Raw genomic sequence first — 22,438 nt, 5'->3', positions numbered from 1 at the left:
AGGCCCCGGCCGGCAAAGCGACACCGGAGGATGTGAATACGAATGAATTCGAGAAACGACGGAATCCCAGACTCATCGAAGCACACCACTGGCAACCCCAACCTTGATCCGGACCCCTCAGGTGACCCCGATCTTGATGGGGGAGGCAGTGTCCAACCCGGCGCCACGCCACCGGAATCCAACTCAGCCACGGCATCTCCGCCACACGCACCCGATAGGAGACCTCCGCGGACGAAGTGGGTGTTCGTCGGAATCGGCGCAATACTGGCCATCATCATCCTGGTGTTCGTCGCCTACGCCGTCGGTCTGTTCAGCTGAGGCCACGTTTGAGGCGAATAGGACGCCAATGCTCTGAAAGGGACACTATGGATCTCAACATTTGCGGACGCAAAGCACTGGTCACCGGCGCCGATTCAGGCATCGGATTCGCCACGGCACAACTGCTGTTGGCTGAAGGTGCCACAGTCGTCATGACTGACCGTGAACCGGACAAACTCCATCACGCAGTCCAACAGCTGCCGGGTTCCGAAAACCGCCCACACGCCATTGCCGCCGATGTCACTGATCCTGCAGCCATCGAGAGACTTGCGCAGAAAGTGGAGGATGAAGTCGGCGACCTCGACATCCTCATCAATGTTGCCGGGATCCATGGTGAAGGTGGTCTGTTCCATGAGATCAGCCAAGAGGGATGGGACCATACAATCGATGTCGACCTGATGGGGCCCGTGCGTGTCACGCGGGCTTTCCTCCCGGGTCTGAGGCGCGGCGGCTGGGGGCGGATCGTTTTCGTCTCCTCCGAAGACGCGGTCCAACCCTATGACGACGAGCTGCCATACTGCGCTGCCAAAGCAGGACTCCTCTCCCTAGCCAAGGGTCTCTCCCGCACGTACGCCTCTGAGGGGTTGCTCGTGAATACAGTGTCACCGGCATTCATCGAAACCCCGATGACCGACGAAATGATGAGCAAACGTGCCGAAGCGTTGGGAGTGCCCTTTGATGAGGCGATTGCGTCGTTCCTGCGCGAGGAACGGCCATTCATGGAACTCGGCAGGAGGGGCAAACCGGACGAGGTGGCCAACGTCATCGCATTCCTGTGCTCCGACGCCGCCAGCTTCGTCAACGGTTCCAACTATCGCGTCGATGCCGGATCAGTCGCCACAATCTGAATGTTGTGACCACGGGCACGCGGTAGACGATACGAGAAGGAGTCTGAACCATGCAGGATTTTCGCTATCTGATCCTCGGCGGAGGAATGGCCGCTGACGCAGCTGCCCGTGGCATACGGGAATTCGATTCCGACGGTTCCATCGCGATCATCAGCAACGATGTCGATGAACCGTACACACGACCTGCCCTGAGCAAGAAGCTGTGGACAGACCCGAGCTTCGGACAGGACGACAACTACCTGTCGACCGTTGCCGACACCTGGGCTCAGCTCCATTTGGGCACTGAAGCGACCAGCGTTGACGCTGAGGCAAAGACAGTGACGGCCTCGGACGGAGAGTACAGTTTCGAGAAGCTGCTCTTCGTCACGGGTGGGCAACCGAAGCAGATTGACCTTGCGGAAGGTCAGCGCGTCGTCTATTTCCGCAGGTTCGATGATTATCGTCGCCTGCTTGAGTTCGCTGGAAGGAATCTCAATGTTGCCGTGATCGGAGGCGGGTTCATCGGCACCGAGCTGGCGGCGGCACTGGTGCAGAACACAACGAATACGACGCTTCTGTTCGACGATGAGACTCTGTGCGGTTCTGTCTTCCCACCCGATCTCGCCGATCATTTCCACCAGCTCTATCGCGACCAGGGAGTGACTCTGGTCCCCGGCACCAAGGTGTCCGGTGGCCGTGCCGAGGGCCAGCATGTTGAACTTGACTACGGCGATGGCACTCACGAGTTCGATGCTGTCGTGGTGGGCCTGGGAATCGATCCGTCAACCGCTCTGGCCGAAAAGGCAGGAATCGCTGTCGATGACGGAATCACGGTCGACGGGTCCTTGCAGACCTCTCACCCTGACATCTATGCAGCCGGTGACGTTGCCCATTACCCTGACCGGATCCTCGGCCGACAGCGCGTCGAGCATGTGGACAATGCGACCCAGATGGGCACCGTGGCCGGACGGATCATGGCAGGAAGTGACGAGACCTACACGCACACACCGTATTTCTACACCAACGTCTTCGACTTCGGCTATCAGGCGGTGGGGACGCTGAGTTCAGACCTGCAGACGATCGAGGACTGGCAGAAACCGCAGACGGAGGGCGCGGTCTATTACTTGAACGACGAGGGCCGGGTGCAAGGCGTGCTCCTGGTGAATCTGGACGGCGGTCTGGACACTGCTCGGGCCATCCTGGCTGAAGACTGGCCCCACTCCCGCAGCGACCTGGTCAGCCGCCTGCCTTAGGATCGATCGCTCGTGAGTCATTGTCGCGGCCTGCAGAGAGGTCGCCGATGCGCGACAGCCGCAGGGGCGCGAAGGGCCCGGTGGTCTCACTCGAGATCACCCGCGCGGTGATGCCGACGTGGTCCCCTCCGTCGTCGAGCATGGCGATGCGCTCGACGACTATCCGGTTGGGCAGAGCACTGAGCAATGGCACCCCCTGCTCGGTGGAGCGGGTATCGAGACCGCGGAACTTGTCAGTGTCCTCACCAGATCGGGCACCGAAGCGCTGCGCCATGGCGAGATCTAATGCAGTGAGAAAGTGAATCGCGAAATGGGTGGCCCGCAGACTCACCTGATAGGTGTGGTTGGCCTTCGACAGCCAGAAACCGTACTGCTGAGGAGACATGCTCGACTGCGAGTGGAATCCCACCAAGCAACCTGCACGTTCGTTCTCTGCAGCGGTGGTCACGACGATCAGAGCGGCATCCGTGGACACCATCAGGTCGTCAAACGTCTCCTCATCCATGGCGGATCCCTTCTGCGTCAGCGTGGTGCTGCAATGAGCCGAGTTCGGTGTTAGACCCTGCGCTGATGCGCCGGATTTCGTATTCAGCGGTGTCGTCGTGCGTCAAACGTACGCTCCTGCTCAACGGCGGACAAGAGTCACTGGCCCCGGAGTCATTTCAGTCGGTCTCAGCACACCCGCGATAGTGGGGCGCGGCGATATCGACGCCGAGGATGTGCGGCACGGTTCCTGACATGCGAAGGTGATCTGCGTTACCGTCGGAATAACAGTGACACCCGCGTACGTGAGGAGAAGTGGTCACCATGCCGAAGATGAGCAGCTCAGGAGTGCCGAAGAAGTCGGAGCTCCCAGCGACCCTGCGACATTCGGATGCCAAGGCTCAGCGCACCTTTGCCAAAACCTATGACTCCGCCATGGAGGAATACGACGACGAAGAGCGCGCTCACCAGGTGGCCTACGATGCACTGAAACATACCCACGAAAAGGTCGGCGATAAGTGGGAGCCGAAGTCCACACCTGGTCCATCCGACGCGCAGGCCAAGGGTGGGAAGAACACTGAGCGCCCAACTGCAGGTGGGGTGGATGCGACGGCGACGAAGGACCACCTCTACCAGCAGGCGACTCGGCTGAAGATCCCCGGACGATCGAAGATGACCAAGGGCGAACTCGTCGAAGCATTGGAGCGCGAAAGCAACCGGCTGACGAAGAAGAACGCCTGAAGCCCGTCCAACGCCTGAAGCCCGGCCTCAGAACACCGGGGGAGTCATGGTGGCGATGATGACCGCCTCGGCGTCGCCGACGACACGGAACCAGTGCGGCTGGTCGCCCTGGTAGGTGATGCTGTCGCCGGCGTCCAGGGTGTACCCGTCCTCGCCGACCTGGAAATAGCAGGTTCCCTCGAGGACGAAAAGGCATTCCTCGGCGCGGTGATGATTGAAGGGAACGGACTCGTTGGAATACCCCGCCGGGATCCGTGCCTTGAGCACCAACAGCTGCCCGTTCATCGTCGGAGTCAGCAGCTCATAGACGAGGCCGCGATCGGTGACCTGCAGCTGTCGGCGCTTATCCGCGCGGACCACACGATTGTCGGCAGGTTCCCCTCCCGAGTCGAAGAAGCGTCCGACGGGCACATCAAATGCCTTGGCGATCTTGAGCAGGGTGAGATAGGCAGGGTTGCCGCGGCCACGTTCGATCTGGCTCAGCAGTCCCTGACTGACCCCAGCCACGCGGCTGAGGTCAGTCAGAGTCATCCCGGCCGATTCCCGCAGCCTGCGGATGAGCGCACCCATGTACTCCACACTCGGCTCAGCCGCAGTCGGCGGGGCATTCTCGGCGCTCATGGGAACCTTCGGTCACAGGGACATGTGAAGCCGAGAATATCAGGCCCGGAGACGTGATCTCAGATCAGCCCGAGCCCGGTCACGGTCTCACGCTCCGCGGCGAGCTCAGCCGTGGTGGCAACGATCATTTTGCGGCTGAAGTCGTTGATCTCCAGCCCCTGCACGATTTCCCAGTTCCCGCCCGAGGTTGTCACGGGATAGGAGCTGATCAGTCCCTCCGGCACACCGTAGGAACCGTCGGAGACCACGGCCATCGAGGCCCAGTCGCCTTCGGGTGTGCCGTGCAGCCAATCGCGGGCGGCGTCGATCGTTGCCGCAGCAGCAGAGGCCGCCGAAGAGGATCCACGAGCCTCGATGATTGCGGCACCGCGCCCAGCGACCGTGGGGATGAGATCGTTCTCGATCCAGCCTTGGTCGCCGATAACCTCGGCAGCATTCTTCCCGCCGATCTCCGCATGGAAGATATCGGGATACTGGGTCGCCGAATGGTTGCCCCAGATCGTCATCTTGGAGATGTCGCCGACCGGCACCTCGGCCTTCTTGGCCAGCTGTGCCAACGCCCGGTTGTGGTCCAACCGGGTCAGCGCACTGAACCGTTCGGCGGGGATGTCGGGCGCATTGTGCATGGCGATGAGCGCATTGGTATTGGCCGGATTCCCGGTCACGCCGATGCGGACATCGTCGGCGGCGACTGCGTTGAGGGCCTTGCCCTGGGCGGTGAAGATCGCACCATTGGCTTCGAGGAGGTCGCTGCGCTCCATGCCCTGAGACCTGGGCCGAGCCCCGACGAGCAGGGCGAGGTTGACGCCGTCGAAGATGTGCTCGGCCGAATCGCCGATCTCAACCGAGTCGAGAGTGGGAAAGGCACAGTCCTCGAGTTCCATGACCACGCCCTCGAGGGCGGGCAGCGCTGGTGCGATTTCCAACAAGCGCAGCTGAACCGGAGTCTGGGGGCCGAAGAGTGCGCCGCTGGCAATGCGGAAGAGGAGACTGTAGCCGATCTGGCCGGCCGCACCGGTGACAGCGACTTTGATGGGAGTATTCATAGGATGTGCTCCTTAACTATGGCGGGATTTGCCGCAGGCGATGCGGGCCGTCCTCTCGTGCGGATGGGCCGTTACGGTCATCGGCGTGAATGTGCGCAAAGGGCATTCTTCTTCTTCGAAGATGCCAAGAACGTCACATCAGTGAGGAGGACGCCGAGCGGCAGGACGAGGAGTCGACTTCCTTGTTGAGGCCCGTCAAGGTCGCTAGCGGCATCGCTGCGTTGGACGTCACAGCAACTTCTTACGAGAGAAATTGGTGACAAGCTGATTGTATCGGCTCTCTGTCACGGGCCTTCGCGAAGGGGTCATATTGTGTCTTCGCATCCCTAGTTCGCAAACACCTGGTGGCCCTGACGCTGGTTCGAAGTGACCACGCCAGGGCCCACCACGGTGTTGGTCAGTTCGTCCAGGCGTCGTCGGTGAAGTATCCGTCGATCCAGCCAGGCAGACGGTGCCCGTCCTTTGCCGTCCCGAGAGTGTAGGGAGCGACGTGGAAGCCTGCCTTGTCGAGTTTGCGCAGGTCCCTGGTCGGCAGATTCTTGCTGGGCCCGACCCACTCGATGCCGGCAGCGGCGATCTCGTCGAATGATTCCTTCGGCAGAGTCGCGCCCGAGAGGTAGAGCGAGGTGTAGCCGCGTTCGGCGATGGTCTTCGCTGCCTCGAAGTCGAAGGACTGGACGATGAGTGAGTCCTTCAGCCCGCGTTTGTCGAAGACGTCGAGAACCTGGTCGACCTCCGCCGAGGTGGCCCCTGGCTTGATCTCGGGAACCATGACGACCTTCCCGCCGAGTTCGTCGAGTGCCTCATCGAGGGTCACAGTCTGTGCGGGTTCTCCACCCTGTGGGTGCTTGATGGTCGCAGCGTCCCATTCCTCGCGGCTGAGATCGCGGATGGCTCCGCTGGCTCCGTTGAGAGTGCGATCGGCCGTGTCGTCGTGGATGAGGACGGGGGTGCCGTCTTCGAGGAACTGGATGTCCATTTCGGGCAGGAACCCGTCCTTCGCCGAGGCGGTGAACCCTTCCATGGACTCCTCCGGGTAGACGTCTGAGCCGCCTCGATGGGAGATCGTGGTGGGGAATTCGAGTTCGGAGACCTGATCGGGTGCAGCGAAGTCGGTCGCGGACGGTGAGCCGAGACCATGCGCGGAGGCGGAGACGACGCCGGTGGTGACGGTCGCTGTCAGAGTCAGCACTGCGGCGGCGAGGATCGTAGAGGGACGAGGACGGAAAGTATTCTGCTCAGTCGTATTCACGCTTGTGACGCTAGGGGCGCCAGGCAAGCTTGTGGAAAAGGCGAGATGAACAGCGGAACGAGATCAGACGAAGGCGCAGGAAACCTTGGCTGCGTGTTTAACATGCTTGGCGAAGTAGATCTTCGTCCTGATAGCCGCGCTCATGAGCCCGAGAAATACCGGCTTCATCGACTTACATCCACTTCTTGACCTTGAACACGGTATAGAGAACCACGCCGAGGCCGATCATGAGTCCAATGGCCATCGGGTAGCCGAGCGCCCAATGGAGCTCAGGCATGTCATCGAAGTTCATCCCGTAGATTGCCCCGATCACGGTCGGCGCGAATAGGATCGCCGCCCACCCGGAGATTTTCTTCATATCTTCGTTCTGCCGTTGGGCGACCAGGGTGGAGTTGACGTTGAGGATCTGCGACAGGGCTTCGCGGAGTTCGGCCGCTTCGGCGAGGACGCGGGTGAGGTGGTCGGTGACGTCATCGAGGTAAGCCTGCAACTCGGTCGGGATTCCGTACTTCGTGGCGCCATTGCCCAGGCGTTGAGTGAGCCGATTGAGATGAGTGGTCGTGTGGAGGACGTCGATGACCTCTTGACTGAGCAGATAGATCCGTTCCGCAGCGGCAGTATCTCCGCTGAAGACCTGCCGTTCGATCCCGTCCTTATCATCCTGAAGGCCGTCCAGCACCGGGAAGTAAGTATCGACGGCTGTGTCGAGGAGACGGTAGATGAGAGCTTCCGGGCCCAGCGAGAGCAGATCCCTGTCAGAGATCCACTGCCGTTCCTCGCTTGTGAAGTAGGCGTCCATGTCCTCCGTACTGTCCGGAATCGGTGTCCCGTCGATGAACCGATCATCCTGGCAGATAATGACGAGGACGTTGTCCTTCATCAGGAGGTGGAATTCTTTGAACTCGACCTCCTCATCGGAGTCGACGTAGACCGCTGATTTCAGGACGACGAACAGCACATCGTCGTAGCGGTCGACCTTGGGCCGCTGATTCGCATGGAACAGGTCATCAACAAGAACCGGGTGCAGTTTCCACATCGAGGCGATCTCCGCGAGAAGCTCGGGAGTGGACCGAGGGATGACGATCTGAGTGAACGTACCTGAAGCGACGGAGTCGTGTGTCGGCTGCTGTGTGAGGGCTTCGGCGAAGGTGGATGAGACCGATAGGTCGCTAGTCTCGGTGTCGACGATCTGGCGACTGAGCAGAACAGGTTTTTCTGATTCGTTTTGGGCCCTAGCGCTGCCCTTGCGCTTGGAGATCGGTTCGGACTTGTGCCTGCGTACTCGTGCCATGGTGAATCTTTCGGTCGACTAAGACTCCAACGTAGCCGAGGAAGAGGAGGTGAGGACAGCTCCTCTCTCGGCGAAATTGATCATAATTACAAGGCTTGTTGCATGTTTGAGGAGAGTCGGTTCAGGGCCCTCGGAACCGCACGTGCACAATAGTCCTATGACCAATCTTCCGGATGACCTCTCGCACCAAGCGATTAAAGGGGTCAACTTCGCCCAGTCTGCAGTCAAACTCGTGGCGCGAAGGGTCCGTGACCGGATTCACGAGTCGAGATTACCTGCTGACTACTTTCCCCAGACCACAGACGAGTTCGTGGTCTCCGCATACTTCGCCGCTGGACTGGATTCGATTTATCAGCTCGAACAATGGCTGTGGCCGTTCGAGCAGTTGGAATCGGAGTTGAAGAGCTTGGGACTCGGCGATCACCCGTTTGGGATCATTGTTCGCAGTCCCATCGTTGCCAAGCATCTGAAGACAGTCACCAATCTCCCGGTTCGTTTTTCGCGTCTGATCAAGGGCCTCGATGAGTTCATGACCTCTTCGTCTCTGAGAGCCGTCTTCTACGTCAATCAGGCGACATCGAACTTTCAATCACTGCGCTATCCGGTTCCCGCGCACATTCATCTTAGCCATGGAGAAAGCGAGAAGGTCTCGATGATCTCCAATCAGCTCAAGGCCTATGACTTTGTCTTCACTGCAGGAGAAGCGGCACGGGTGCGCATTCAGCGAACACTCTATGGAATGAGCGACGATAAAATGCTCGACGTCGGGCGTCCTCAGCTGGATCGCCCACGATCGATTCCAAAGGCGTGGCGTAGCTTTGCCTCAGCCGAGCCTGATGGGCAAATAGTGTTCTATGCACCGACGTGGGAAGGGGACTCGCCGTCAATGGCCTACGGGGCAATCGCACACAACGGTGTAAACATAGTCACTAACCTTCTCGATGCAGGATATCGCGTGATCTTTCGTCCCCATCCGCGTACCGGGGCTATGCGGAGCGAATTTGCAAAAGCACTGGAGGCACTTGAAGATATCGTCGAAACTGAACCGAGAGCATTTTATGATCGAACCCCCGACGTTTCGTGGCAATTCGACACGGCAGATATCGCAGTTGCCGAGATGTCCTCGGTGGCATACGACTGGTTGGCATCCACGAAGCCGCTCGTCATGATCAAACCTTACAATTTAGACGCCGAGGTGCTATCCGGGGGGCTTCTGGATCGCTGCCTTACTCTCCCCGCTGATGACAGTCTGGATATTGTCGAACTCATCACGGAGGCAGAATCGGCTTGGGGTCTCTCCACGGATCTGGGGCAACACTATCTGGGCGATACGTCGCCTTGTGCGCAGATCTCTAAGTTCATCGATGCCACTAAATTAGTCATCGAGCGACGAAACGAGGCGCGTCTTCAAAAATCGGATTTGTGAGGCAGGTTACACATCTGTGACCTAAGGTAACAGAATGGTAAACTGCCGCTGAACTGATACTCCCAACTGCCTGCTCTTGAGGCACCGATCGTCTGGAAGGTACTTTCAATGCGACGAGTCATCACATATGGCACATTTGATCTTCTTCACTACGGCCATATCCGTCTACTCCAGCGTTGCAAAGAGCAGGGCGACTACCTCGTTGTAGCGCTGTCAAGCGATGAGTTCAACGCGGGTAAGGACAAGAAGTCCTACTTTTCGTATGAGGAACGCAAGCACATGCTCGAAGCGATTCGCTATGTAGACCTCGTGATTCCAGAAGACAACTGGGAACAGAAAGTCACCGATGTGGAAAAATACCACATCGACACCTTCGTGATGGGAGACGACTGGGAAGGGAAGTTCGACTTCCTCAAAGACAAATGTGAAGTTGTCTACCTGCCCCGTACCCCCGAAATTTCTACGACTCGGATCAAGTCGGAACTCGGCAAACCCTGACATATCGGTTGGTCGAAATGCATTGGTCACGCCTGTGCCTTCTGGGCTGCAATCGACGTGTCCACAGTAGAATGCTTCGAAAGACTTTTCACAGATCTTGAAGCGGAGAGGAGCGGGTGTGCCCACACGAGAACCGCAGAGCCACCCGACCCTGGCCGAGCTTCGGGCTAAGGCTCAGCCGATCGAAGTTCGAAGTCGGAAGAATGCTGAGCACTGGAGCGCACAGCTTTACCTCAGGCACATTTCGATCTATTTCACGATGATCCTCGTGAGAACGAGGATCAGTGCCAATGGGGTCACCGGTCTGATGATTCTTGCTGGCTGGTGCATTGCTGTCAGTCTGCTGATCCCAGGGATCTGGGGAGCAATCCTTGCCGTGTTCTTTTCTCAGGTCCAGATGTACATCGACTGCTGTGATGGCGAAGTGGCCCGATGGCGTGGGACCAGCGGAGCCAAAGGAGTCTTCCTCGACAAAGTCGGGCACTACACCACAGAAGGTCTGGTAGCTGTGGCGCTGGGCGTGCGAGCGGTGGGGGAGTGGAGCAACCTCAGCGACGATCCCGCCGGATCGTACCCCTACTTGCTGGCCGGAACGGTCCTCGCTGGTTTCGTTCTACTGAACAAGGCACTCAACGACATGGTTCACGTTTCCAGAGCGTTCAACGGTTTGGACAAACTTGCAGACTCGCAGGCGGCAACTGCTCTGAACCCAGGTTTTGTAGCGAAACTCAAGAGAGCTGCTCGATTCGTACCGTTCCATCGCATCTATCATTCGGTGGAGATGTCTCTTCTCGCTTTAGCCTCGAGCATCGTGACCCTCATCGCATCATCAGCTGGTGCGGCTCCGCTCTTCGGCGAACATTGGCTTGTCATAATTCTTGCACCGTTGTGTTTCCTGTCGGTCATCGGGCACTTCATGTCGATCATGGCCTCAAGGAGACTGTCATGACCGATTCTTCCCGTATTCTTTCCCAGCGGTTCGAAGAGAGCCGCAAATACTCGTTCGGTGTTGTCGTGCTTTCCCAAGGGAAGCGATTAGAGGACCTCAACCGCGGGTTTGAGTCTCTGTTGGCGCAGAAGGGTGTCGACCTCGACGTTGTGTGCGTAGGCAATGGTTGGGATCCCGAAGGGATCCCGGCTCAGGTCAAAACCCTGGGACTGCCGGAGAACCTGGGGATCCCAGCCGGGCGTAATGCCGGAGTGCCGCACGTCAAAGGCGAATTCCTGTTTTTCCTTGACGACGATGCATGGTTGCCAGACGACACCACTCTGATGCGCATGGCCCAGCTGATGCGCACTAAACCCAGAATCGGTCTGATCCAACCTCGCGTCGAGGAACCGGGTGGACCGGATGCACCGAAACGGTGGATCCCTCGTCTGAAGAAGGGCGAAGCCGAGCACTCTTCCAACGTCTTCTCAGTGTGGGAAGGCGCCGTCTGCATGCAGCGGAAGGCTTTCGACGAGTGTGGCGGCTGGCCGGGACCATTCTGGTATGCCCACGAAGGTATCGAACTTGCCTGGAGAGTATGGGACGCAGGTTACATAGTCTGGTATATGGGCGACCTAGCTGTGGCGCATCCTGTGATCGATCCCAGACGGCATGACGAGTACTTCTACATGAATGCACGGAACCGTGTTTGGCTGGCTCGACGTAACCTGCCGTGGCCTTTCAGCTGGGCCTACGTTGGTTCGTGGACACTTATGCAGTGTTTGAAATGGGCGAACAAGCCTCACCAGCTTAGAGCTTGGATGGAAGGGTGGCGTGCAGGCTGGAAGCTCGATCCGTGGGCAGAGGACGAGGATCGACAGAAATTGTCGAAGCGAGGCGTGTTGAGGATGACTAGACACGGACGTCCCCCCATCATCTGAGCCGAATAAGTCCGTGAATCCAGATGTTCGGAATAAGGTTCTGCAGAAATTCTCATCTCGCTCGATCAGAATCAGTACGCAGCGCCGAACAACGACCTGCATAAACGAGGAACGACAACGACCACAGCCGGGTCCGAACCCACCGGCCGAGAATTGTTTTGGAAACGATACATGCAGTTGAAATCCACCCACGTTGAAAGACCGCCGAGCACGGACACCAAACCGAACAGGTCAGGATTCCGCGCCGATATTCAAGGTCTGAGGGCGTTAGCCGTCGGAATCGTCCTGCTCTACCATCTGTGGCCTAATCGCTTCGTCGGTGGATTCATCGGCGTCGATGTCTTCTTCGTCATCTCCGGTTTCCTCATCACCAGCCACCTGATCAAGTCTCCGCCGAAGAACTGGCGAGACGTGACTGATTTCTGGGTGAGACGGATTCGCCGGCTGCTGCCAGCTTCCCTGCTCGTGCTCTTCTTCGTTGGCGTCTCTACTTACCTTGTGGCCCCCCAATCGATCTGGGTCGATACTGGACGCCAGATCTTCTCCGCAGCGGTGTACGTGGTCAACTGGGACTTCGCGAGCTCAAGCGTCGACTACCTCGCGGCGGACAATGCCCCATCACCGGTACAGCACTTCTGGTCGCTGTCCGTCGAAGAGCAGTTCTACTTTGTGTGGCCCATGCTCATCGGACTCGCATTCTTGATAGGGGTGAAAGCGAAGCGTCCTAAACAGGTCGTCGGCTTCACCATCGTCGGCATCTTCGCTGCGTCACTCATCTTCTCGATCTGGTACACGGTCGCGCAGCCAGCTATGGCTTACTTCATCACCCCGACTCGCATGTGGGAGATGGCTACCGGTGGACTTGTAGCGGTGTTCGTCACCTATATTCGACCGAAGCGGCTCCCTTTCAACTCACTGATCGGGTGGATAGGACTGGCAGGAATCGTCGCTGGCACGTTCCTCATCCGTGCGGACATGCCGTTCCCCGGCTATATCGCTCTTGTTCCAGTCGTATCCACTGCACTCGTGATCGTCGCTGATTCGCGCGGCCGATTCTCTGTACTTCCTCTCCTATCGTTGCGGCCTGCACAGTTCCTGGGTGACATCTCGTATTCCGTCTATCTTTGGCATTGGCCGCTGATCGTCCTTGTTCCGTACCTGTCCGAGAAGCTGGGCGCCACGGAGAACCTGGGCCGCCTGGACAAGGCAATGATCATTCTCGTTTCACTCATTGTCGCGTGGGCATCCACGGCATGGGTTGAGAACCGCTTCCGAAAGACCTCACTGCTGCGTAGCCGGGGAAGGACGTTTGGTTTCGCGATTGTGGCGATGGTAGTCGTCGGCTCGCTTGGTCTGAGCCAGGTATGGGTCTCGGACCGGATCGTTCAGCAGAACAAGGAGAACCTGCAATCCGCATTGGTTGACCCCGATTCCTGTCTGGGTGCCGCAGCATTGCTGCCGAGCGCGAAAGATAACCCGAAGTGCGATGGCACGGAATCATTATTGATGGAGCCGGCCGCCGCCAAGACGGACAAATCAAAGGCTTATGCAGACGGGTGCTGGTCAAGCGCACCATACAAGGACCGGCCCGAATGCACGTACGGTGACGGGGAGAAGCAAGTCGCACTCGTCGGCAACTCCCACGCCGGACACTGGCTGCCGGCACTGGAGCGATTGGCAGACAAGAACAACTGGACCATCACGACCTTCCTGGCATCGAATTGCAGCATTTCGACCCTGCCGCAGGACCTCAGCACTCCAGAAGCCATCAAAGGCTGTCAGGACTATTCCGACTGGGTTGTCGATCGCACCACGTCAGGCGGATTCGACGCAGTGATCACCTCGGAACGGCAGTCGACGCCGTTAGACGGAATGTCGTGGGAAGAAACTGAGCAGAAGGCCCCAGCGGGGCATAAGGAAATACTGGAGAGCTGGGCTGACGCCAAGCTGGACGTTGTTGTCATCAGAGATACTCCTTACCCCGGCGGAGACGATATCCAGGTACCTGATTGCGTAGCCACGCATGAGGATGACCTCGAAGAATGCTCGGGAACTCCGAAATCTTGGTATTGGATGGATCCGCTCGCTGAATCAGCGAAGGCGGTCGACTCGAAGCATATGTCGATCATCTACCCGGAAGAATGGTTCTGTCCGGACGGTCGATGCGAACCTGTCATCGGGGGAGTCATCACCTATTTCGATACTGCACACATCACGGCCACGTACGCTAAGACCCTTGCACCTCTACTCAACGACAAGCTGCGCCACACTGGGCTGGTCACCTTCGACTGACCGATTAAAGGCTCGAAGCTCGGCCGATTGAACAGACAACTTCGATCCCGTGAAACAGCGCGGGGCCGCGACTACCGACAGATCACCGACACCTCTGCAAAGGACTAGGCGAGTGACCAATCAGCGCAACGCAACTGACAGGCTAATCAGCAAGGGACGAGAGCTGGTGAAACCCGTGGTTCACGGCATCGCTCGGCGTGCTCTCCCCACAGTTGAACGGGCATCGGGAACCAAATACGTGCGAGAGCGCAACGCCACCGACGCCAACGGAAAAACACAGCCCATCGGCGGCGCGAAGAAGATCGCCACAGAAACAGCGCGCTCCTATCGGGGTCTGGCGACGGCGCTCAAGGGTTCTACCTCTGCGGACGTCGACGGGTGGACCGTCGCACCGACCAAGAAGGAATCCGAAGCTAAACTGCGAGAGCTCCAACGCATACAGGCCGGTTCTACACTGGCTGAGTCATTGATCAACGGCTCGGCGTTTGAATCCTCAATGGTCGAGGCTGGCAGAGCGCTGATTGAGGCCGGGCACCATGGCGAGGTTGTATCCATCGGGTTGAACCTGCGGGGCCGCCCTGAGTACAGCGAGATCGGTCGAACACTGTTGGGCATGGCCTACCACCGCGCATCAGATCCTGCAGCTGCGTGGGCAGAGTTCGAACGTGTCAACGAGCGCGAACTCATAACTGCGGCAGCCGTGGAATACTACCCGACTGCCATCGACGCGCTCGGAGCTGAAGCACTGCCGCTCATCGAGGGTTCGCATGACAGCGGCGATACTGAGCAGTGGAGCTCCAAGGCTGTGCTGCGCACAGCTGAATCTGCGTTCTGCATCGACGCCTTTGGTCACGTACGCACTCTCGTCGAAGACCGTCTCTCGTGGGACGCTGACAAACTGGATGCAGCCATTGCGTACGAGCTCACACGTATGCTCGACTGGCTCCCCGGCGGAAAACATCTGCAACCACTCCCGACGACCACAGGAAAACGCAACATCGGAGTGCTCAGCTATGACCAGCCGGGAATCCGCTCACGCAACATCGGTGACTACATCCAAACGGTCGCCTCAATCGGACACCTGTTGAGATATCAGAACCTCGGTTTCACAGGAGACAGCGGCCTTACACAGCTCTTCACGAAGCTGCGAGAAACGGTCAAAGCAGAGAGACGATATTCGGGTCCTGATGCTGAACTCAATCTGGTCGAGGTCTACCGTGACGGCAACGTCTACCAAGAGATCCCGGAAGATACTTGGTACATCGCCTTCGGATGGTACATGCACGACATCTTCGGCAAGTCCTTCAACATCCCATTCCATCCGAATCTCCGTCCTATCCTGCTGTCGGTCTTCGTCCGATACCCCGAGATGCTCACGCCTGATGCCATCGCGTACCTGAAGAAATACGGACCGGTCGGATGCCGCGACTGGCAGTCTGTAGCTCTATTGCGTGCCGTTGGTGTTCCCGCATTCTTCTCGGGATGCCTGACGACGACCGTTGACACGCTCTTTCCAACAACTGATCCCGACCACCGATCAGGAACATTGCTCGTGGACTGGATGCAGGGCGGCAAAGGACCGAAGAAGAAGCAGACCGTCACCGCGATCCGCGACAAGTCATTCCCCGAAAACCTCGAGCTCGCGCGCAGCTGGGTGGGCGACTACGCGTACAAATACTCGCGCGTGCTGACTTCACGCCTGCACGCCAACCTCCCCGCGCGATCAGTGGGAGCCAAGGTCGAGTTCGAACCCAAGAACAGATCAGACTCCCGATTCGGCGGCCTCTACGGAATCAACGACGCCGAATTCGATTCGATTCGCAGCGGGATACTCGACAAACTTGCCGTGATCATTCCGCTCATCGCATCGGGGGCTTCAGACGACACGATCTACGCCAAATGGATCGAGATCACCGAAGCCGAAATGGCCGTCGCGGATGAATACCTGGCCACGGCACATCTGCCCGATGCGACGGGCGCAGAAATCACTTCGGCGGTCGATGGGATCGAACGTCCCAAGCCGACGAGCGGAACGGCAGATGCCTACGTCTCCGTGAAGAACGGTGAGAGCCACCTCGTGGGTGCTCTTGCCTCGTCCGTCGACGACCACGCCGCTGGCTCCTACCGCCTATGGGTGGCAGCTGACGCTCTTGGCGCAAAACAGGTTGACGCCATCCAAGAGAAACTGGTCAACGGCACCATCAATGTCCTTGAGCCGGTGACGGCTCCAAGTAGCGGAGAGTCGGACGACCTCGTCCAGGCCTTGTTGCCAGCGATCTTTGCTGATCATGACAGAATCCTCGTTCTCCCCGCGGCAGGGGAAGTCTCCTCCGATATCACGGCCCTGTCAGAGACAGAATTGGGCACGTCCCTCCTCGGGGCCAAGAGAGATGTGAGGAAGACCAGGACCAGCGGTCTCACACTCATGCGGAGGATAGCCAGCGCGTTCAAGGACGATTATGTGGGTGCCCTCGACTTCGTCTTCGCCAGCCATAGTCACCTCGACGAAGATTTCATCGTCTTCGATCCTCAGATTGCGGTGCTCAACCTTGATCGACTCCGGACAGAAGGCGTCGTGGAGCGTGTCGTCGGATTGTTGAGGACGGTCGGAATCAACTATGTCGATGCACTGCAGGTCGCGGTAGGTGGCCGTTACACCGAACTCGACACGGAGTGGAACGTTCGCGCGCACTGGGAGACTGCGGACAGCCCGAAGATCGTGAACTGGAGGGGGCAGATTCGCCACCACGGAAATATGGCACTCGTACCGTGAAAACAGTCATGGTTGCAGAGCACATAGGCGGGTTTGAGGAAGGACACCGACGTTGAAACCCATCTCTCGATTGCGGCGCAAGGACGCTGACCACGATCAGCTTGAGGCTGGACCGGGGAAGGGGTTCGAAACCGATGCCCTGCATGTCTATAACGCCACGTGGGGTATCCCCGAGTCGATCGGGGGCATGACGACTGCTGCGTTGCGTCGAATCCGGAGTTTTCAGAAATACGGCAGTCCTCTGTCACAGACGTTGCTGACTTTCAGCCCGAGAATGGACGTGGACGCGACGCGGACCCGACTCATCTCCGAAGGTCGGATGGATGAAACCGTCGAGTTGGTGAACGTGTGGCAGGACTTAAGGGGCAGATCCGACGCCGAACTCTCCACCTTGGGTGGGAAGAAGCCAACAGACCCCGTGCCTGTGGCAGACGGGGAAATCGAAAGCATCACCGAGTTCTACGATGTCTTCCGCAAATCAAGTTCCGGTGGAGTCGTGCGTCGCAACTATCTGCGTCCCGACAACACCCTGTTGCTCACCGATGTTCAAGATCCGAAGATCGGGCGCCGTTTTGTCCTCTATTCGGCGGGCGGTGAGCCGATCGCCGAATGGAATCGCCCCCGGGACTTCTACAATGCCTGGATTCTCGCGACGATAACGGAAGAGCCCGCAGTCCTCATCGTCGATGACAAGAAGATCAGCGAATTCGTCCATGAAATCTCTGAAAGAACATTCGCGCTCATTCTCTTCTTGCACGGAACTCATCTTCGTCACCCCTGGAACGGAGCTCACGGAGAGTTCCTTCCTCGCAGAGCTGAGACCATACGTAACATCGACCGGTTCGATGCGGTCGGTGTGCAGACCAAGCAACAGGCTGCTGCAATCACAGCGACAGGTATTTCCGGAGCCAACATCAAACTGCTTACCGGTGAATTACCGGTGGGATCCGTGCACGACGAGATCCAAGTGGATCGCTCGACGAATAACGCTGTCATGATCGCCAACCTAATTCCGCTCAAACGCGTGGACCATGCGATACGTGCAGTGTCGCTGCTGAAGAGCAGGGGAGTAGACGTCTCCCTGACCGTTTTGGGAGAAGGCACCGAGCGGGAAAAGCTCGAACGCCTGATCGTGGACCTCGGTGTCGAAGATCAGGTGCATCTACCGGGGTACGTCAATGCTGTCCCAGCCCGACTGCAGTCAGCCTCTTTCTCTATGCTGACAAGTACCAGCGAGGGCCTACCCTTGGCGATGATGGAGTCGATGGCTGCTGGTTGCGTCCCCATCGTCTACGACATCACCTATGGTCCTAGAGATCTGGTGGACCAGGGCCAAAACGGTTTCATCACGCCACTAGGCGACATCGAAGCGTTGGCTACTCAGATTGAGGAGTTCATGGGCCTCGGACCGGAGCGTATAAACACGATGCGCGAGGCCGCCAAGAAAGCTGTCGAGCAGTATCTGCCCGAGGCCGGCTACCAGCGATGGAAAACAGTCCTGGAAGGCCTTGGCCCGGTAGCCCTTCCAGACGTCGACCCGCGAGAAGTCGGTCAAACGATCAATGCGAAGGCGCTGAGGGCCACCACAACTGCTGATGGAACACGAATCGAGCTGGAGCTCAGTCAGACTCACGAATCTGTCGCGGCCTCACTGCAGCTGGTTCTCGCAGCACGCAATAAGAACACATATTTTCTGTGTACCGATCCGACAATCGAGCGTCGGCTTTTCGGCCGCGGGGCGACCATCACCTTCGATATTGCCGAAGACAAGTTCTCTGAATCAATGGATGAGACCTTCGACGTCTACCTCCGACGCCCACACGATCCATGGAATGGGAAGCGCAGAATTCGTCCTCTGAAGACTTTTGCGAGGGAGAGCACAGGCGTACGAGAGTGGTACTCGACGAGACTCGGCAACCTGTCTATTCGCCCACGGACAAAGGACTGAACGCAACTTGTGTGCTTATTCGTCGCTCGATTCGGCGTTGGTGCTCTCGAAATGATACTTCTTCATTTCAGACGTCCTGTTGGCAATTAGCTTGCTGATGGCCTCCGTGAACAATACGGTCGACGTACCCTTTGTTCCCTCGCCGAAGTAGTGGCGGCGCAGTTCCTGGCGGGCTTCGGTCGCTGAATCGTTTATCAGCATGTCGCGCAGCAACTTGTCTGCTTGTCCCACTGTCGAACCGTCAATGATGGGTGTCGCACGGCTGATTGGTGCCTCGGCATTGAGCTGAACCATATCGTCGCGACGATCTGTCAGCACCAGAGGCTTCTCCGGATGCAGATAGAGGTAATCGAGCCCGACACTGGAGATGTCGGTGACGAGGATATCGACAGTGTCAAACATTGCAAGGATGTCGCCTTCCATCAGAACCTGATGCTGCAGCGACTCGTCTGCAATAGTCTCGTTGGCGTTCTCAATCAGTTCAAGGATCCGCGCATTCGCCGCCGCCATGGAGGGATCGCTGGAGGCAGCTACGCGAGGGTGCGGCTTGTAGATCACACGACATCCGTCGATTCCCAACGCGGCTTCGACGATTTTAGGGCCGAAGAGATCGACTGACGTGTAGTTGTTCGCATCGTTCTCTCCCTCCCACGTCGGCGCGTACATGATTGTGGTCGCCGACGAAGTCTCCAGCTCTGGGACCCTGTCGATGTCCAGCTGAGGTCTTCCGACTTTGACGAGTGCAGACTCGTCGAAATCGACAAGCGTTTTGCGATGGCGACTGACTGCCGCATCGCCGGCGATGAAGACTTTGTCATACGATTTTGCCTGGTTGGAAACCATGCTCAACTTGTCGGACTCGCCATGGTTCACGTGCACATGGACCATCGGTGCGAAGCCGAGAGATTGGAAGTTGGACATCCCGTTATTCACGTACAGGGCCAGCTTGAAGTCGTTGGCATGGTAAAAAGTGTGGAGCGGATCGAACTTGCGTTTGAGCGCCATGGGAAGTCGTGTGAGCTCCCGCGCCTCGAGCAATGACGAAGGTTTTCGGAATACGAGAACTACACGGTGCTTGCGGTGAAGTTCCTCGAGTACCGGGATCCACTGACCGAGTTGGTAGAACTTAGGCTTTCGATCACCAAAGTAGACGACAACCTCAGCTTTGACGTAGCTCCCGTCGTACTCATCTTCAAGCTGCTGCCAGCGCTCAGTCCCCCTGATCCACTTGCTGGTGTTCTTCCATGCAGTTGACCGCACAGCTCGCAGAGCAGTCGTACGGATCAGATTCTTCACAGAGGGGCCTTTCGCCGGTTGCCTGAACAATGAGCGGCATTGTCGATTGCAACGCCCTCACCAATGCTACGGATAAAAATCGGGATAGATTGGTCGTCTCTTGTGAGATCACTCAGAGCTGGAAAGTGTAGCGGTTGATAGTGCTCTCGGGGGGTTACGTATGCAAGTGAGTGCGCTCAACTTTCTAGACCGATGGTGCCTCGGCAAATGTCGGCACCGTGGGCTTGAGGTAATACGTTTGGACTTGCTTCAATCTGTGCTCGTCGAGTGTTCGTGACAGTTTATTGATGACTTCTCATCCGAAACCAGACCGATCTATTCAGACTCGTAGTAGTGGTTCCAGCCCGGGGCCGGAACACGCTGGTCTGCCCGGGCATTCGGTCGCTATCGGTTATACCAATATTCGATTTCGCCGAGCCCTGCTGTACTAGCATACGAGGACGTCGCACTTCATGATCAGGTGGAACTTGTTGAACTCGTTCTCGTCGGCCGAGGCGACCTTGGCGAGGAGTTCAGATGTGAAGTTGGGTAAGAAGATTTGGGTGATTGACGTCTTAGACGTTTGTCAACGGCCAGTAGGAAATGCCCTAAGACGGCCACGGTGATTGGCGTATGTTTGAGAAATAGCTCAGCGAAGAAAGGCCGCCGACGGCTCGAGCGGCTTGCTGTCGATGATCCGACAGCGAGCAACATTCGCGTTGCGGTTGTGACAGCATTCTCGTGCCCCGCGCATTTGCCTTTGAAGATCGGTTCAGACCTGCGTCTGCCTATCTGTGCTCTGGTCATACTTTAGACCAATAAAAGGCCAACGGACTGTCGATGAAATGTATGGCAAGCTGCCGAGAGAATACTTTTCGGAGGAACTCTGCAGAAGGCTCCGAGCAAATTTTGGTACTGTGCTCTGGTGAACCAGAACATCATTTGGACATCGATGACTTCGAACCCGACTGAGATCGACGACCTGGTGCAAGCCAATGACGGTCTGCCCCGATACTTTCGGATTGATACAACCGGTGCGAGGAAGAGTACCGATGATCTGATGAAGATTGCGCTAAATGATCCTGTTGCGAAAGCGCTCATCATCAAACTCACTCAGCTTGGATTCTCGCTTTACTACAACGACGACAACGAGAGCCGATTCATCCGTCAAGATCGGATCAGGCATCACTGGCCAGCGATCAAGGACGGATCGTACTTAATAACAGACGACGACATCGTCTACACAATTGAGCAACCGGCATCAGAGAGAGTCGACAAGATCGTTGTCATCTTCTCGCCGATCAATTCCAAGCCGCGGCTTAGTCGATACTTCTGGCCGTCGTTCTCGAAATTGATGAAGTTCCTGCCTCCGAATACTGCCGTTCTGCGAATTGCAGATGTTGGCGGGGTCAAAGGCGCATTCTATATGGACACGGTGGCTCAACCGCACAATGCGGACGCTGTACACAATCTGATCGAAACAACCATTGCGGAGCACTCGTTGGAGAACTCTGATGTGGTGCTCTACGGTGCGTCCAACCTGACTTGCACAGGTGACCGATGATTTCACGGTGTCGTGGAATGTTTGTCCTGGTAGGCGAGTTATGGCTCGCGCTTTTGGGTAACTAAATTCGACACTAAAATGGGTCCATGAGCCCATTCGTGCGTAAAGTCCCCACAGCATCGGGGGCCACTGCCGTGCAGATCGCTGACAAAACAGGTGGACGCTACCGCATCGTCGAGCACCTCGGCTCAGCCCACACTCCCGAAGAACTCGCAGCACTCATCGCTCTCGGCCGCGATAAGCTCCACCCCGGACAAGGTGTCCTCGACTTCGACCATACCGACAAACCCGCCACAGCTCCCGCGGTCGTGAAGTCGAGCCGGTCACAAGTCATCGTCGATACGATCCGGACCGCCTACGAGCATTTGGGTTTCAATACTGTTGATGACGAAGCATTCTTCCAACTCGTCCTCGCCCGCCTGATAGAACTCACCTCGAAATCCGACAGTGTCAGAGTCCTGTCCGAACTCGGCGTCGATACTGCCCACCGCAACACGTTCCTGACATGTCTCAAACGCGCCCGCGACCACAACTATCGCGACCAGATCGCGGCGAAGTGCTTCGACTACTCAGTTGCCACGACCGGGATCTCGCTGATCCTTTATGACGTGACCACGCTATATTTTGAAGCAGAAAAGGAAGATGGACTGCGCAAGGTCGGGTACTCCAAAGAACGCCGCGTCGATCCACAGATTGTTGTCGGCCTCCTCGTCGACCGAACCGGATTCCCGTTAGAGATCGGGTGCTTCGAAGGCAACAAGGCAGAGACTCACACGATCTGAATCGCTCCGGGGATAATAGAGGCAGGGAGATTGGAAGAAGGAGATTCTCTCGTGCCAGTGAAATACACCGACGAACTCAAGGCTCGCGCCGTCGAACTCGTCATCCATGCTCAAGCTGACCCCGAGACAGCGAACGGGGCAATCACCCGCGTCGCGAACGAGCTCGGGCTCAGCAAGGA

General features: G+C 57.6%; 18 protein-coding genes and 1 pseudogene. 13 read left to right on the top strand and 6 right to left on the bottom strand.

Annotation, left to right across the window (positions count from 1 at the left end; genetic code table 11):
* Positions 1–42 precede the first annotated feature (42 nt).
* The 3 genes from BAUR9175_RS17465 to BAUR9175_RS17455 are packed head-to-tail and all read left to right on the top strand — an operon-like array spanning position 43 to position 2,398.
* Complete coding sequence (locus BAUR9175_RS17465; protein WP_101584731.1) at positions 43–318, top strand: DUF6480 family protein; 276 nt, start codon at positions 43–45, stop codon at positions 316–318.
* Between the two features lie 47 nt (positions 319–365).
* Positions 366–1,166, top strand: a complete 801-nt coding sequence (locus tag BAUR9175_RS17460; protein ID WP_101584730.1) for an SDR family NAD(P)-dependent oxidoreductase — start codon at positions 366–368, stop codon at positions 1,164–1,166.
* Between the two features lie 50 nt (positions 1,167–1,216).
* Positions 1,217–2,398 carry an NAD(P)/FAD-dependent oxidoreductase gene (locus BAUR9175_RS17455; RefSeq protein WP_101584728.1) on the top strand — a complete coding sequence of 394 codons (1,182 nt, stop codon included), beginning with the start codon at positions 1,217–1,219 and terminating at the stop codon, positions 2,396–2,398.
* Here the strand turns inward: BAUR9175_RS17455 and BAUR9175_RS17450 are convergent.
* On the bottom strand, positions 2,382–2,903 hold the full coding sequence (locus BAUR9175_RS17450) for a flavin reductase family protein (RefSeq protein ID WP_101584726.1): 522 nt from the start codon (positions 2,901–2,903) through the stop codon (positions 2,382–2,384). The two genes, BAUR9175_RS17455 and BAUR9175_RS17450, sit on opposite strands and share 17 nt — an antisense overlap.
* 302 nt (positions 2,904–3,205) lie before the next feature.
* On the opposite strand from BAUR9175_RS17450, the gene BAUR9175_RS17445 reads away from it, so the two are divergent.
* Positions 3,206–3,622, top strand: coding sequence for a ChaB family protein (locus BAUR9175_RS17445; RefSeq protein ID WP_009884213.1), 417 nt, complete (start codon positions 3,206–3,208; stop codon positions 3,620–3,622).
* Positions 3,623–3,649: 27 nt separating this feature from the next.
* Here BAUR9175_RS17445 and BAUR9175_RS17440 read toward each other — a convergent pair whose 3' ends face one another.
* The 4 genes from BAUR9175_RS17440 to BAUR9175_RS17425 all read right to left on the bottom strand — a co-directional run bounded on the left by BAUR9175_RS17440 (position 3,650) and on the right by BAUR9175_RS17425 (position 7,832).
* On the bottom strand, positions 3,650–4,243 hold the full coding sequence (locus tag BAUR9175_RS17440) for a helix-turn-helix domain-containing protein (RefSeq protein WP_101584724.1): 594 nt from the start codon (positions 4,241–4,243) through the stop codon (positions 3,650–3,652).
* A 59-nt stretch (positions 4,244–4,302) separates the two neighbouring features.
* Positions 4,303–5,289 (bottom strand): malate dehydrogenase, encoded by a 987-nt coding sequence (locus BAUR9175_RS17435; RefSeq protein ID WP_101584722.1) that lies wholly within the window; start codon positions 5,287–5,289, stop codon positions 4,303–4,305.
* A gap of 397 nt (positions 5,290–5,686) precedes the next feature.
* Positions 5,687–6,541 (bottom strand): glycerophosphodiester phosphodiesterase, encoded by an 855-nt coding sequence (locus BAUR9175_RS17430; protein WP_101584720.1) that lies wholly within the window; start codon positions 6,539–6,541, stop codon positions 5,687–5,689.
* Between the two features lie 172 nt (positions 6,542–6,713).
* Positions 6,714–7,832 carry a magnesium and cobalt transport protein CorA gene (locus BAUR9175_RS17425; protein WP_101584717.1) on the bottom strand — a complete coding sequence of 373 codons (1,119 nt, stop codon included), beginning with the start codon at positions 7,830–7,832 and terminating at the stop codon, positions 6,714–6,716.
* A 157-nt stretch (positions 7,833–7,989) separates the two neighbouring features.
* On the opposite strand from BAUR9175_RS17425, the gene BAUR9175_RS17420 reads away from it, so the two are divergent.
* The 7 genes from BAUR9175_RS17420 (at position 7,990) to BAUR9175_RS17390 (ending at position 18,638) form a co-directional block, all read left to right on the top strand.
* Positions 7,990–9,258 carry a CDP-glycerol glycerophosphotransferase family protein gene (locus tag BAUR9175_RS17420; RefSeq protein WP_101584716.1) on the top strand — a complete coding sequence of 423 codons (1,269 nt, stop codon included), beginning with the start codon at positions 7,990–7,992 and terminating at the stop codon, positions 9,256–9,258.
* A gap of 108 nt (positions 9,259–9,366) precedes the next feature.
* Entirely contained in the window at positions 9,367–9,756 is a 390-nt protein-coding gene (gene tagD / locus BAUR9175_RS17415) for a glycerol-3-phosphate cytidylyltransferase (protein WP_096157468.1), read from the top strand.
* A gap of 151 nt (positions 9,757–9,907) precedes the next feature.
* Positions 9,908–10,705 carry a CDP-alcohol phosphatidyltransferase family protein gene (locus BAUR9175_RS17410; protein ID WP_101584743.1) on the top strand — a complete coding sequence of 266 codons (798 nt, stop codon included), beginning with the start codon at positions 9,908–9,910 and terminating at the stop codon, positions 10,703–10,705.
* Positions 10,702–11,625 (top strand): glycosyltransferase family 2 protein, encoded by a 924-nt coding sequence (locus tag BAUR9175_RS17405; RefSeq protein ID WP_101584714.1) that lies wholly within the window; start codon positions 10,702–10,704, stop codon positions 11,623–11,625. The genes BAUR9175_RS17410 and BAUR9175_RS17405 overlap by 4 nt, the downstream gene beginning before the upstream one ends.
* Before the next feature lie 171 nt (positions 11,626–11,796).
* Positions 11,797–13,917, top strand: coding sequence for an acyltransferase family protein (locus tag BAUR9175_RS17400; RefSeq protein WP_101584712.1), 2,121 nt, complete (start codon positions 11,797–11,799; stop codon positions 13,915–13,917).
* A 166-nt stretch (positions 13,918–14,083) separates the two neighbouring features.
* Positions 14,084–16,690, top strand: coding sequence for a glycosyltransferase family protein (locus BAUR9175_RS17395; RefSeq protein ID WP_141322697.1), 2,607 nt, complete (start codon positions 14,084–14,086; stop codon positions 16,688–16,690).
* Between the two features lie 52 nt (positions 16,691–16,742).
* Entirely contained in the window at positions 16,743–18,638 is a 1,896-nt protein-coding gene (locus BAUR9175_RS17390) for a glycosyltransferase (protein ID WP_141322696.1), read from the top strand.
* Positions 18,639–18,653: 15 nt separating this feature from the next.
* Here the strand turns inward: BAUR9175_RS17390 and BAUR9175_RS17385 are convergent, their stop codons facing one another.
* Positions 18,654–19,934 (bottom strand): CDP-glycerol glycerophosphotransferase family protein, encoded by a 1,281-nt coding sequence (locus BAUR9175_RS17385; protein ID WP_257944365.1) that lies wholly within the window; start codon positions 19,932–19,934, stop codon positions 18,654–18,656.
* 904 nt (positions 19,935–20,838) lie between these two features.
* Between BAUR9175_RS17385 and BAUR9175_RS17380 the strand changes: the two genes are divergently transcribed.
* Both BAUR9175_RS17380 and BAUR9175_RS17375 read left to right on the top strand, forming a co-directional pair.
* The gene (locus tag BAUR9175_RS17380; protein ID WP_141322695.1) at positions 20,839–21,477 is read left to right on the top strand and encodes an XcbB/CpsF family capsular polysaccharide biosynthesis protein; all 639 of its coding nucleotides are present in this window, start codon (positions 20,839–20,841) and stop codon (positions 21,475–21,477) included.
* A gap of 86 nt (positions 21,478–21,563) precedes the next feature.
* Positions 21,564–22,256 (top strand): annotated as a pseudogene (locus BAUR9175_RS17375) (IS1634 family transposase); the annotation flags it as partial.
* Between the last annotated feature and the right edge of the window lie 182 nt (positions 22,257–22,438).

It is taken from the genome of Brevibacterium aurantiacum (assembly GCF_900169065.1).
Classification (GTDB): domain Bacteria; phylum Actinomycetota; class Actinomycetes; order Actinomycetales; family Brevibacteriaceae; genus Brevibacterium; species Brevibacterium aurantiacum.
Note: the sequence above shows the minus strand (reverse complement) of the source record. Positions and strands in the feature narration are given on the sequence as shown.